The 12,912-nt window shown below is 67.7% G+C and carries 9 protein-coding genes; 3 read left to right on the top strand and 6 right to left on the bottom strand.

The genetic code is table 11. The annotated features are described in order from the left end of the window. Positions 1–119 precede the first annotated feature (119 nt). A complete protein-coding gene (locus BA022_RS07050; RefSeq protein WP_088887002.1) occupies positions 120–1,127 on the top strand; it encodes an integron integrase in 1,008 nt (335 codons plus the stop codon). A 144-nt stretch (positions 1,128–1,271) separates the two neighbouring features. Here BA022_RS07050 and BA022_RS07045 read toward each other — a convergent pair whose 3' ends face one another. The 3 genes from BA022_RS07045 to dsrO all read right to left on the bottom strand — a co-directional run bounded on the left by BA022_RS07045 (position 1,272) and on the right by dsrO (position 6,413). Further along, the gene (locus BA022_RS07045; RefSeq protein WP_088888542.1) at positions 1,272–4,466 is read right to left on the bottom strand and encodes a tetrathionate reductase subunit A; all 3,195 of its coding nucleotides are present in this window, start codon (positions 4,464–4,466) and stop codon (positions 1,272–1,274) included. Positions 4,467–4,566: 100 nt separating this feature from the next. Beyond that, the gene (gene nrfD / locus BA022_RS07040) at positions 4,567–5,613 is read right to left on the bottom strand and encodes an NrfD/PsrC family molybdoenzyme membrane anchor subunit (RefSeq protein WP_088887001.1); all 1,047 of its coding nucleotides are present in this window, start codon (positions 5,611–5,613) and stop codon (positions 4,567–4,569) included. Between the two features lie 17 nt (positions 5,614–5,630). After that, positions 5,631–6,413 (bottom strand): sulfate reduction electron transfer complex DsrMKJOP subunit DsrO, encoded by a 783-nt coding sequence (gene dsrO / locus BA022_RS07035; protein ID WP_088887000.1) that lies wholly within the window; start codon positions 6,411–6,413, stop codon positions 5,631–5,633. A 416-nt stretch (positions 6,414–6,829) separates the two neighbouring features. On the opposite strand from dsrO, the gene BA022_RS07030 reads away from it, so the two are divergent. Further along, positions 6,830–7,435, top strand: a complete 606-nt coding sequence (locus tag BA022_RS07030; protein ID WP_088886999.1) for a 2'-5' RNA ligase family protein — start codon at positions 6,830–6,832, stop codon at positions 7,433–7,435. 65 nt (positions 7,436–7,500) lie between these two features. On the opposite strand, the gene putA is transcribed toward BA022_RS07030, so the two are convergent. After that, a complete protein-coding gene (putA, locus tag BA022_RS07025) occupies positions 7,501–11,223 on the bottom strand; it encodes a trifunctional transcriptional regulator/proline dehydrogenase/L-glutamate gamma-semialdehyde dehydrogenase (RefSeq protein WP_088886998.1) in 3,723 nt (1,240 codons plus the stop codon). 72 nt (positions 11,224–11,295) lie between these two features. On the opposite strand from putA, the gene BA022_RS07020 reads away from it, so the two are divergent. Beyond that, positions 11,296–11,775, top strand: a complete 480-nt coding sequence (locus tag BA022_RS07020; protein ID WP_011805624.1) for an Lrp/AsnC ligand binding domain-containing protein — start codon at positions 11,296–11,298, stop codon at positions 11,773–11,775. A gap of 55 nt (positions 11,776–11,830) precedes the next feature. On the opposite strand, the gene BA022_RS07015 is transcribed toward BA022_RS07020, so the two are convergent. Both BA022_RS07015 and BA022_RS07010 read right to left on the bottom strand, forming a co-directional pair. Then, a complete protein-coding gene (locus BA022_RS07015) occupies positions 11,831–12,178 on the bottom strand; it encodes a DUF4148 domain-containing protein (RefSeq protein WP_088886997.1) in 348 nt (115 codons plus the stop codon). A 151-nt stretch (positions 12,179–12,329) separates the two neighbouring features. After that, positions 12,330–12,809 (bottom strand): hypothetical protein, encoded by a 480-nt coding sequence (locus BA022_RS07010; RefSeq protein ID WP_088886996.1) that lies wholly within the window; start codon positions 12,807–12,809, stop codon positions 12,330–12,332. Positions 12,810–12,912: the final 103 nt, after the last annotated feature.

Genomic DNA, 12,912 nt, shown 5'->3' with positions numbered 1-12,912 from the left:
AGCCGCAGGCCATATCTGGCGCTTGCGGTCTAAATTGGCACGAAATGAACGCAGAAAGGGGCTTGTAGCCTAGCTTGACGGCGCGTATGCTGTATGAAAATACAGTACTAAATTCAGCCATGAAACCCGCATCCCCTCCTGTGTTGCGCGCCACACGGTTGCTGGATCAGGTCCGTGAGCGAATTCGTTACAAACACTATAGCCTGCGCACCGAGCAGGCTTACGTGCAGTGGGTGCGCATGTTCGTGAAATGGCACGGCTTGCGGCATCCGCGAGACATGGGGCAGCTGGAAATCGAAGGTTTTCTCGCCATGTTGGCCAACGAGCGGCGGGTGGCGGCTGCCACGCACAACCAGGCGTTGAGCGCACTGCTATTCCTCTACCGCGAGGTGTTGGGCACGGACCTGCCATGGCTCGATGGCGTGCAGCGCCCGCGCACGCCCAAGCGCATTCCCTCGGTTTTGACGGTGGCCGAGGTGGCGGCTCTGCTATCGGCGTTGCCGGCCGATATGGCCTTGCTGGCCCGCCTGCTGTACGGCACCGGCATGCGGCTGATGGAAGGCCTGCGCTTGAGGGTCAAGGACCTGGATTTTGATCGTGGGGTGGTCGTGGTACGCCAAGCCAAGGGCGACAAGGATCGGGTCGTAATGCTGCCGCGCAGCTTGGCAGCCGAGCTGCACCAACAGGTGCTTGCTGCGCGCGCGCTGTGGGAGCAAGACCGGCAAGCGCAGCGCGGTGGCGTGGACGTTCCGCATGCACTGGAGACAAAATATCCCGGCATGGGACAACGTTGGGGATGGTTCTGGGTGTTCCCCGCTTCATCCCTGTCTGTGGACCCGCGCACAGGTGTGTGGCAACGCCATCACCTCTACGAGGAGCGATTACAGCGCGCACTGAAGAAGGCCGTTGCACAGGCGGGCATTTGCAAACCCGTTTCGGTGCACACCTTGCGCCACAGCTTCGCCACACACTTGTTGCAGTCGGGCACCGACATTCGCACGGTGCAGGAGTTGCTGGGGCACTCGGACGTGAGCACGACGATGATCTATACCCATGTCCTTAAAGTCGCAGCCGGAGGCACCTCCAGCCCGTTGGACTCCTTGGCGTTGAACATGCAGCATGGCTGAATGACGGCTTTGAAGCTTCTAGCTGGATGGCGGCTCAGGGTCGAAAGCCGCCGCTGATAAAAAAAGCCCATCGCAGTTGCGATGGGCTTTTCCATTCAGTGCACCCGCGCCCGCAAGCGCCCGGTGCTCAGCACCCGCCAGGCATCACACCTTCCGCACCTTCACCGGCAACCCCTGCCGCACCACAGCCCCCGACACCCAGTCGATCCACACGTTGTCCTTGGCGGGACGGGTGGGGTCGGCAAAGCCCAGCGCGTTCAGGTTCACGCCGTTGCCGTGCTGCGGGTTGTGGGCCATGGGCTTGCCGTCCACGGTATGGACGGCGGCGCCCAGCTGCTTGTGGCCGTAGCCGTATTCGATGGCCAGGGCGCCCTGGGCGATGCCGCTGCGCACCAGGGCCACGCCCTGCAGCTTGGCGCCCGGGGTGCTGACCTCGATGCGGTCGCCGTTGGCGATGCCCAGCTTGGCCGCATCGTCCTTGTTCAGGCTGATGGGGTTGTGCGGGTGCACCTGGCGCAGGCGTGAGGCGGCGATCGACATGCTGCTCATCAGGTTGGACTTGTAGCTGCTCATGGTCAGCGGCCAGTCCTGCTCGGTGAAGCGCTCGCGCATGCTGCTGCCGTCGGCAAAGCGGGTGGGGAACCAGGTGGGGCAGCCCACGTAGCGCTCGCCGGTCATGGAGTGGCGCATCTTGGCCAGGCCTTCGTGCCACAGCTGCACGGGGAACTTGTAGGCGGCCTTGATCTGCTCGCCCTTCCAGGCGTCTTCGATCTTGTCGAAGCGCCCGCCACGGCTCATCACCATGGCCACGCGGCGCACTTCCTCGGGCTTGAGGCGCTTTTCCACCTCGGGCATCCAGCGGGTTACGCCGGTGAGGGCGATGTCGTCGTCGCTGGCTTCGGGCACGGGCTTGCCGGCCTGGTAGGCGATGTTGCACATGCCGCGCAGGTAGAAGTCTTCGGCGCTTTCCAGGTCGAGCGGCTCGCCGTCCTTGGTGCTCATCGCGCCCTTGCCAAAGCCGGGCAGCTGCAGCTGCTTGGCCACGGCAAAGACGAAGCTCTCAAAGCTCACCGGCTTGCCGTCGGCCGTCTTGGCGGTGGCGGCCTCCACGGTGGGCCAGCGCACGGTGCTGCTCTTGGCGATCACGTCGGCCCAGGGGGCGCCGATGCCCCAGCTTTCGTACGTGACGGTGTCGGGCACGATGTAGTCGGCCAGGGCCGAGGTCTCGTTGATGAACGGATCGACCGAGATGAACAGCGGCAGCTTCTTCGGGTCCTTGATGGCGCTGACCAGCGTGTTCTCAAAGCCGCAGATGGCGTACACCGGGTTGCTCATGTGGTTGATCCACGCCTTCACCGGGTAGGGGTAGCCCAGCAGGCCCGCGGCCAGCATTTCGCTGGAGAGGCCCCCGGGCGCCGGGTACCACGGTGCCTTGGCGGGGTAGGGGTTCTGGCCGGCTTCTTTCTTGCGCTTGAACTCGCTGGTCTTTTCATACGGAAAGCGCGTGCGCGACAGCGCCACGCCCGTGGCTTTGACCGCGCCCTCGAACTGCGCAAAGTTGTAGCGCGGGCCGGGGCCGAAGGGGCCGAACGGGCCAGCGTCCAGCACCCAGCCGCCCTTGACGTTCAGGTTGCCGATCAGGTTGTTCAGCATGGCGATGGCGTAGGCGGTGTAGAAGCCCGCGCCGCTCATGGTGCCGCCGTGCGAGTTGGCCACGGCCTGCTTGCCATGGCTGGTGAATTCGCGCGCCAGGTCTTCGATGTCTTTCACCGGCACGCCGCACAGGTCGGAGTATTCCTGCAGCGTCTTGCGGCGCGCTTCCTCGCGCAGCTTGACGAACGAGGTGCACACGGCGATCGGCGCGGACTCCTCGGTGGCGCCCGCGGCCTTCAGGGGCGTGAATTCGCGCTCTACCACCAGCTCGGCCGGCTGGGCCACGGTGTGGGGCACCAGCTTGAAGCCACCCTGGCCGTCGGCCACCTGCACCACGTACACGTCTTCGGCCGGGGTCTTCTCGTCCACCGGCTCGGGCATGGGCAGGCCCAGGTCGGCGCCGCGCAGGAACTGGCCGTAGCGCGGGTGCTTGGGGTCGTTGATGAGCAGGTGGGTGGCGTTGCTCCAGCTGGCCTCACCGGCGGCGGCCATGGCGGCCGGGCCGGGCTGGGTGAGGTACTTGGCGTCGTAGCGCTCGTTGTCGATGATCCAGCGGATCAGCGCCATGGCCAGCGCCAGGTCGGTGGCGGGCTTGATGGGCAGCCAGCGGTTGTTGTCGCCGGCCGCGTGGCTGGACGACATGGGCAGCACGGGCGACACCACCACGTAGCGGTAGGTGTTGTCGTCGCGCGAGCGGGCCTCTGCCAGCTCGCGCCCCATGCGCTGGAACGGGTTGCCGGACTGCGCCGGCGCCGTGCCCAGGAACAGGCCGAAGCGCGAGTTCTTCCAGTCCGGCTTGCCGTGCGGCATGCCGGGGATATTGCCCAGGGCCGCCGCCGTGCCCACGCGGTAGGTCTGGCCGCAGTAGGCGCCGTGGTTGGACACGTTCACCGTGCCGAAGGACTGGCGCGCAAAGCGGTTGATGAGCGGGGTGCGGCCTTCGTTGGAGGCGTCGGTCACCAGCAGCTGGTTGGCCTTGGGGCCGTACTCGGGGTTCTCGGGGTCGATCAGCGTCTGCACGTCGCGGATGGCGGCCAGGCCGTCCACGTGGCCTTCGCCGAACAGGTCGCCGCCCTCGCAGATTTCCTTGACCAGTTGTTCCAGCGAGATGCTCTTCCACTGGCCGGAGCCGCGCGGGCCCACGCGCTTGAGCGGGGTGAGCACGCGGTGGGCCGCGGTCTGGTGCTCCAGCATGGCCGAGCCGCGCGCGCAGCTGGTGGCGCGGCCTTCCAGGCCGTTGTCGCCGCCCAGCAGGGCGTACACCTCGCGCACGGGCGTTTCCATGGGTGCGTGGTGCGTGGTGGCCAGCGGGTGGTAGGGGTTGCCGGCGATGCGGATGATTTTGTTGTGCTCGGTATCCACGCGCACACGCACGCCGCACTGCGTCCAGCAGCCCAGGCAGCTGCTGGGGCTGACCACCTGGCCCGGCTGGGTGGTGAGCTGGCCGGTCACGGGGTCGATGCGGAACTCGGGCGTGAGCGAATTGCCACGCGTGGCGCTCTTGGTCGCCGTGCCCGAGGTGCCATGGATCAGGCCTTTGGCGCCTTTGGCCACGGTCTCACCATAGCCCGCCGCAAAAGCGGCCAGGCCACCGGCCACGGCACCACCGCGCAGCAGCATGCGGCGGCGGTTGGTGTCAGGGGTGTTCTCGGTGTCGGGGGAAGGAAGCGATTTCTTGTCCGTCATGGTCTGCACTTTCACGTGCAGCGCCAGCACGTATCAACCCAAGTTTGATAGCTGCTAGCGCTTGCTGGTATTGGGTTAGAAGCCTATTTGCCTATGAATTTCAAGCAGCGCGGGCTGCGGGCGCGCTGCGGGCCGGGAACAGCTCCAGCGCCCAGCTCGCCAGCCCGACCAGTGCCACGCACAGGCCTGCCACACCCACCATGCCCAGCAGCCCGTCGCCGCCCAGGGGCATGTGGTACAGGTACAGGCCGGCGCCGAACTTGGGCACGCCCTGCACACCCATGAACAGCGCCCAGCGGAAGGCCCAGGCGGCTGCCGCCAGCCCCAGGCCCAGCACCAGCGTGTAGCCCTTGGCATGCAGGCGGTGGCGCCCGCGCAGCAGCGCGCCCAGCACGGTGGCACCGCCGATGGCCGAGCTGATCATCGTCAGGCGCCACACGGGGAAGTCGTTCCACAGGCGCAGCGCGGCGTTGAACGAGGGGCTGTCGCCGCCCAAGCCGCTCGCGGCCCAGGCCAGCGCCACCACCAGCAGCGCGCCGGCCAGCGCCAGGCCCATGCCGCGCAGCGTCTGCAGCGCTTCAGTACCGGGGCGCAGCGCGGCGGGCAGGAAGCGCTCCAGCACGAAGGCCGCGCCCACGGTGGCCAGCCAGCCGGTCAGTGCCAGGTTGACGGGCACCCACAGCGTGTTCCACAGCGGGCGCGAGCGCACCACCATCATCTCGGCGCCGGTATAGACCGAAATGGTGAGCGCAGAGAGCACGAGCAGGGGCGCCAGCAGGCGCATCCAGCCGGTCTTGCCCAGCCACCAGGCGGCGCACATGGCCACGCTGAGCGTGACGAACACCGGCAGCAGCAGCGCGCCGACCGACATCCACGACCAGGGCGTGAAATGCGCATAGAAGTGCCAGAAGCGCGCGGGCTGGTGCAGGTCGGCCAACAGCGACACGGGGGCGGCGATGGCGCTGACGGCCAGCGTCAGCACGGCCGCGGGCAGCAGGCGCTGCAGCGTGCCGCCGTCTTTGCCCCAGGCGCACAGCGCGGCCAGGATGGCGGCGCCGGTGGCCACGCCGACCAGAAAGAAGTACTGCACGGCCCAGGGCAGCCAGGCCGCCTCGTAGTGCGGGGTCAGGAGTTCGATGATTTGCATGGTGCGCTCCTTGGGGTTCAGTGGTCGGACAGCAGGCGCACGCTGGCCTGGCCGTCCACGCCGTTGACGAACGCATCGGGCAGGCCGATGTAGAACACGCGCGGCGCAGTGTTCATGCCGGGCTTGAGCACCTTGATCTCTTCCTTGTGCTCGGCCATGCGGCGGTTGATCTCGCTGCCCTGGTCGTTCAGGTCGCCGATCACGCGCGCGCCGCCCACGCAGCTCTCCACGCAGGCGGGCAGCAGGCCGGCCTCCAGGCGGTGCTCGCAAAAGGTGCACTTGTCGGCCGTCTGCGTCTCGTGGTTGATGAAGCGCGCGTCGTACGGGCAGGCCTGCACGCAGTAGCCGCAGCCCACGCAGCGCTCGTTGTCCACCAGCACGATGCCGTCGGTGCGCTGGAAGGTGGCCTGCACCGGGCACACGGGCACGCAGGGCGGCTCCTCGCAGTGGTTGCACAGGCGCGGCAGGCTGACCATGGCGGGCGCGCTGCCGTCGTCCTTGTTGATCTCGTACTGCAGCACCGTAGTGCGGAACTGGCCGATGGGCGGCTGGTTTTCCACCGAGCAGCTCACCGTGCAGGCCTGGCAGCCGATGCACTTGCGCAGGTCCACCAGCATGCCGAAGCGCTTGCCCTCCATGCCGGGGCGGCGCGGCGGCTGGCCCGGCGCGAAGGGTGTGGCGGCCTGGCTGGCGCCGGCCAGGCCAAAGGCGGTGGCCAGGCCGACGAGTTCTTGCAGGAAGGTGCGCTTGCCGGGTTGCGGCGCGGCGCAGGCGGTGGGGGAGGGGGTACTTTTTGACATAAATACTTTGAATATTTACTGCGTAGATGCATTATTCTCCCCGCATCTCGATTATCTATTTGATTAACGTCAAATGAATTTGTTGATATTCTTATTGGATTATTTTGGCTAAACTTTTTTATTTTATTAATTGAAAATTAATGAAATATTAAATAATCCCGAGCAATTGCGTATGGAATGTGGAGCGGCCGCAAAACGGCCATGCGTGCGGGTTCCGGGCCCCGCGGGAAGTCAGCCTTCTGGGCTTGGGGATACGAATGCCATCCTGGGTACCAAAATCCGAAAATTGCCGATGAATGGGCGGTGAGGCGACGTGCCTCAATTGCCGCCATTCCGATTAAAAATATCGGTTATTGCCCGCGCCGGCGGAGTGCCTGTTACCCACAAAGGCAAGGGGCGGCGCTACAGTGGGGCGCATGGACGCTCACCAACTGCCGCTCGCCGGCGTGGAGCCCGATGCGCCACGCCCCAACCACCATCTTTTTTTTGCCGTGCTGCCCGAGCCCGGGGCGGCGCAGGCTGCGGCCGATCTGGCGCAGACGCTGATTGCGCGGCACGACCTGCAGGCGCAGGTACGCGCGCAGCGCCTGCACGCCACGCTGCTGTCGCTGGGGTGGGAGCATGCGTTGTCGCCCCGGCATCTGCAGTGGGCGCGCGACGCGGCGCAGCAGGTGCGGGCGAGGGCGTTCTCGTTGCGGTTCGATCGGGTGTTGAGCTTTCGCCGCGCGCCGCAGGCCAAGCGGCCCTGCGTGCTCTGCGGCCCCGCCGACGGGCAGCAGGGCTTCATCGCGTTGTACGAGGCGCTGCACGCGGCGCTGTGGTCGCAGGTGCGGGGGCTGGACGGCGTGCCCCCTGCGCCGCACATCACCCCGCACATGACGCTGTGCTACAGCCGCCAGGCCGTGCCCGAGCAACCCGTGCCGCCGCTGGAATGGACGGTGCGCCGCTTCGTGCTGCTGCACAACCTGCGCGGCTCGCCCGGCCCTTACGAGGCGCTGGGCGAATGGCCGCTGGCGGATTGATTGCTATTGTTTATATAGCTGTTGACGCTTGATGGATAAGCGCTAGAGGCCGATTATCCCTGACGTCACGCCATGGTCATCAGGCTGGCATTGCCGCCTGCCGCCGTGGTGTTGATGCTGACCGCGCGCTCCAGCAACAGGCGCAAGGGCGCCTGCAGCGCATCGGCGGGGCCGTCCACCGCCGTCACGCCCACGATGGGACCGGGACGCAGGGCCACGCGCTGGCATTCCACGCGGCGCGTTTCCGGGCTGCCGCTGTGCAGCACGGCGTCGTAGCCCAGGCCATCGCCGCGCCAGTCGGACACCAGGGCGATGCGCGCCTGCACCTCGCGCGGCAGCGTGGCGCACAGGGCCTGCGCGTCCTGCGGCCAGAGCGCAAGCGCGCCCGCGGCCAGCACCGCGCTCAACTGCAGCAGCAGCGCCTCGTCCGTGTCGGCCAGGCACAGCACGCGTTCGCGCGGCAGCAGCCGATAGGTGTTGCGCTCGCCGGTGGGGCCGGGCAGGGTGCAGGCCAGGCCCGCGCAACTGGCCTGCGCCTGGGCCGCGCAGGCCTGTGCCAGCGCTGCGTTGCCTTGCGCCTGGGCCCAGTGCTCCAGCGCCGACAGCGGGGCGAGCAGCGCGGGCTGTGCGCTGGCGTCGGGCACCTGCACGGCCGTCGCCGCCAGCGCGCCGTGCGTGGCGTTGGCCGGGTGGCGCGACAGCAGACGCAACAGATACAGCGGGCCGCCTGCCTTGGGGCCCGTGCCCGACAGGCCCTCGCCGCCGAAAGGCTGCACGCCGACCACGGCGCCCACCATGTTGCGGTTCACATAGACGTTGCCGGCCGTGCTGTGGGCCAGCACCTGGGCCACGGTTTCGTCGATGCGGGTGTGCAGACCCTGGGTGAGGCCGTAGCCCGTGGCGCTGATCTGCGCGAGCAGCGCGTCCAGCTCGCCGCGCTCGTAGCGCACTACGTGCAGCACGGGGCCGAAGACCTCGCGCTCCAACTCGGTGATGCTGTTCAGCTCGATCAGCGTGGGCGGCACGAAGGTGCCATGCGCCGTGCCCTGCCCACCGGCATGGCTTTGGAACACCGGCCGGCCGCTGGCGCGCAGGCGCTCGATGTGGCGCGCGATCGTGGCGCGCGCCTCCTCGTCGATCACCGGGCCTACGTCCACCGCCAGTTGCGTGGGGTTGCCCATGCGCAGTTCCTGCATGGCGCCGCGCAGCATCTCCAGCAGGCGGTCCGCGCAGTCGCGCTGCACGCACAGCACGCGCAGGGCGGAGCAGCGCTGGCCCGCGCTGTCGAAGGCCGAGGTGAGCACGTCCGCGACCACCTGCTCCAGCAGGGCGGAGGAGTCCACGATCAATGCGTTCTGTCCACCGGTCTCTGCGATCAGCGGAATGGGCCGGCCGCTGGCGTCCAGCCGTGCGGCCAGGCTGCGCTGCAGCAGCCGCGCCACCTCGGTGGAGCCGGTGAACATCACGCCCATCACCCGCGCGTCGCCCACCAGCGCTGCGCCCACCGTCTCGCCGCGGCCGGGCAGCAGCTGCACGGCGGCGGCGGGCACGCCGGCCTGGTGCAGCAGGCGCACGGCCTGGCAGGCAATGAGGGGCGTCTGCTCTGCCGGCTTGGCCAGCACCACGTTGCCCGCGGCCAGTGCGGCGGCCACCTGGCCCATGAAGATGGCCAGCGGGAAGTTCCAGGGGCTGATGCAGGTGACCGGCCCCAGCGGTGGGTGGGTGGCGTTGTCGAAATGCCCATCCACCTGCGCCGCGTAGTAGCGCAGGAAGTCCACCGCCTCGCGCACTTCGGCCACGGCGTTGGTGCAGGTCTTGCCGGCTTCGCGCATCAGCAGGGCCAGCAGGGCGGGCATATCGCGTTCCAGCCCATCGGCCGCGGCGCGCAGCAGCCGTGCACGTTCTGCGGGTGGCGTGGCAGCCCAGGCGGGCTGCGCCGCGGCGGCAGCCCGCAGCGCGGCGTCCACATCGGCGGTGGTGGCTTCTTGCACCTGCCCGACTACATCGGTGGCATCGGCAGGGTTGCGCACCGGGGCGCGCGGGCCGGCGGGAGCGCCGGCGGCGATGAGGGGTGTGGCTTCCAGCGGCGTGGCGGCGCTGGCGGCCAGCGCGTCGGCCACGCACTGCAGCGTGGGCTCGGCCGCCAGGTCCAGGCCCTGCGAATTGGCACGCGCCGGGCCGTAGAGCTGCGGGGGCAGCGCGATGCGCGGGTGCGGCAGGCCGGCGCCGCCTTCCGCGCGGGCCTCGGCATCCACCGTATCCACGGGGTTGTCGATCAGCGCCTCCAGCGGCAGCGTGGCGTCGGCCACGCGGTTCACGAACGAGGTGTTGGCGCCGTTTTCTAGCAGGCGGCGCACCAGGTACGCCAGCAGCGTTTCATGCGTACCCACCGGGGCGTAGATGCGGCAGGGGCGCTCGGGCACCACCTGCTCGTACAGCGGCTCGCCCATGCCGTGCAGGCACTGGAACTCGTACTGGCCGGGGCGATAGTCCGCGGGGCCCGCCAGCTCATAGATGGTGGCCAGCGTCTGCGCGTTGTGCGTGGCGAACTGGGGGTACACCGCGTCGGGCGCGGCCAGCAGCTTGCGTGCGCAGGCGATGTAGGAAATATCGGTGTGCGCCTTGCGCGTGTACACGGGGTAGTCCGCCAGGCCATCGACCTGGGCGCGCTTGATCTCGCTGTCCCAGTACGCGCCCTTGACCAGCCGGATCATCAGGCGGTGGCCGCTGCGGCGCGCCAGATCGATGCAGTAGTCGATCACGCGCGGGCAGCGCTTTTGGTAGGCCTGGATCACGAAGCCGATGCCCTTGAAGCCCGCGAGGGACGGCGCATGGCACAGGCGTTCCAGCAGGTCCAGCGACAGTTCCAGCCGGTCGGCCTCTTCGGCGTCGATGTTCAGGCCGATGTCATAGCCGCGCGCCAGTTCCGCCAGTTGCAGCACGCGCGGGTACAGCTCGTCCATCACGCGCTGCCACTGCGCGCGGGCGTAGCGCGGGTGCAGCGCGCTGAGCTTGATGGAAATGCCGGGCCCTTCGTACACGCCGCGGCCCGCGCTGGCGCGGCCGATGGCGTGGATGGCATCCACATAGGACTGCATGTAGCGGTCGGCGTCGTGCCCCGTGAGCGCGGCCTCGCCCAGCATGTCGTAGGAATAACGGAAGCCGCGTGCCTCCAGGGTGCGCGCCTTGCCCAGCGCCTGTTCGATGGTCTCGCCGGTGACGAACTGCTCGCCCATCATGCGCATGGCGACGTCCACGCCCTTGCGGATCAGCGGCTCTCCGCCGCGTGCGGTGATGCGGCGTAGCGCATCCTTCAAGCCCCCTTCGCTGTGCGTGGTCACCAGCCGTCCGGTGAGCAGCAGGCCCCAGGTGGCCGCATTGACGAACAGCGACGGGCTCTTGCCCAGGTGCGCGGCCCAGTCGCCCGTACCGATCTTGTCGCGGATCAGCGCGTCGCGCGTGGCCGCGTCGGGAATGCGCAGCAGCGCTTCGGCCAGGCACATCAGCGCCACGCCTTCTTGCGAGGACAGCGCGAACTGCTGCAGCAGCCCCTGTACCAGGCCGGACCGGCCGCTGGCATGTTCGCGCTGGCGCAGCCCTTGTGCCAGGCGCAGCGCACGCGCCTGGATGTCCTGCGCCATGGCAGCGGGCAGGCGCGCCTGCGCCAGCAGCGGCGCCAGTGCCTCAGGCTCGGGCGGGCGGCAAGCCTGGGTGACCGCCAGGCGCAGCGGGTCGGTGTCGCGAGGGCGAGGGGAGAAAGGGGCGGCGTGGGGGGCGGCGTTTGACATGGGGTCGCATCATCCTTGGGTGAATGGCGAATGAATCACTAAAATCGGCAAGCACCACCGAATCTTTGCTCAATGACCGGCCAATTTCCCACTGATCTGGATCGCATCGATCGCAGGATATTGAAGATCCTGCAAGACGATGGGCGCATCTCCAACCTCAAGCTGGCAGAGACCGTGGCGCTGTCGCCCACTGCCGTGCTCGCGCGCGTGCAGCGGCTCACGCGCGAAGGCTACATCCTGGGGTATGAGGCGCGGCTCAATCCCCTCAAGCTGGGCGCGGGCATGCTGGTGTTCGTGGAGGTGCTGCTGGACCGCACTACGCCCAACGTGTTCGACCAGTTCAAGGCCGCGGTGCAGGTGCATCCCGAGGTTATGGAATGCCACATGGTGGCCGGCGGTTTCGACTACCTGCTCAAGACGCGCTGCGCCGATATGAATGCCTACCGCCAGTTCGCCGGCGCCGTGTTGTGGCAGTTGCCCGGCGTGCGCGAGACGCGCACCTACGCGGTGATGGAAGAGGTCAAGCACTCCAACCACCTGTACCTGGGTTGAAGCCCCTCGGTACGGAAGACGCAACGCCCGCGTCGTGCGGGCGTTGTGTTTTCCATCAGCCCGCCGGGTACAGCGATTGGCGTTCCCTGTGTTGTGCCGAAGTTTCGTTGCGCATCGCATCGATCACCTGCTGGCGGGTCCTGGTCGAAGCCGTTGAGGGTGCCGGTTCCGGAAAGCTGCTTTCCCCATAGGACAGGCGGTCCTGTCGCACTGCGGTCTCGGTTTCTGCCCCGACTTGCTCACGGGTCCGATCACTCTTGAAGTGCTCGGGGTGAACGACCACGCCCGCTTCGTTGTTGGCAGAGTGCCAGTAGCCGGCAGATGCCATCGTTGGCAGACCGAGTGCTGCGACGGCAGCCACGCTTGCGATCACGGAGAAAAGGGGAAGTCGGCGACCCGTCATGTTCAATATCCTGTGTTGGTTTGCCGGAGCGTGCATATCCCGCCCTTGCGCAGGGGGGCGCAAAGGGGCGCTCATAGCAGATGAATGCTTGGAAGGGGGCTGGCATGCACCGGGGTGTGCAGCCGCCCCTCCGGTACTTGCGGTGTGCCCCTTAGTGGGACAGCGGGATGGCCTTCCAGCCGCTGTGGCTGAAGTACTTGCCGTAGGTATTGGAGGCCTGGGCCACCTTGACCACGCCCTCGGCGCGCTTGTCCTCGCCGTGCTTGCCTTGCGCGGCCTCGGCACCGGTCATCAGGTCGGCCACGATGATGTGCAGCTGTGCATCGGCGGCGGGCGGCAGCTTGCAGTTCTCCACCATGTAGGCGACCTGCTGGTTGACGGTGTTGGCGAAGGCGTCGTAATCGGCCGGAGTGGCCTTGCCCGAGTGGGCGGTGGGCAGGATCTGCGTGACCGATCCGCGCACGGCCGTCATGGCCTTGCGCAGCGGCGCGTCGGTTTCCCACTTCTTGCCGGCGTTGAGCTGCAGTTGGTGGGTTTCGGCACTGCCGCCATGGTTGTGTGCGTCGGCGGCGTAAACGGCCAGCGGGGAAGTCAGGGCGGCGGACAGCAGCAGTGCGGTGAAGGTGTTCATGAGAATGCTCCGTTGAAAAGTTGAACCATCAAGGCAGCCGCTCAAGGGAATGTATGGCTGCCTTGCCTACTTCAACGAAGGGGGCGCCTCAATGTTCCATCTC

It is taken from the genome of Diaphorobacter nitroreducens, from assembly GCF_002214645.1.
Lineage (GTDB): Bacteria > Pseudomonadota > Gammaproteobacteria > Burkholderiales > Burkholderiaceae_C > Diaphorobacter > Diaphorobacter nitroreducens.
The sequence above is the reverse complement of the archived record's forward strand: the minus strand, read 5'-3'. Positions and strand labels throughout refer to the sequence as shown.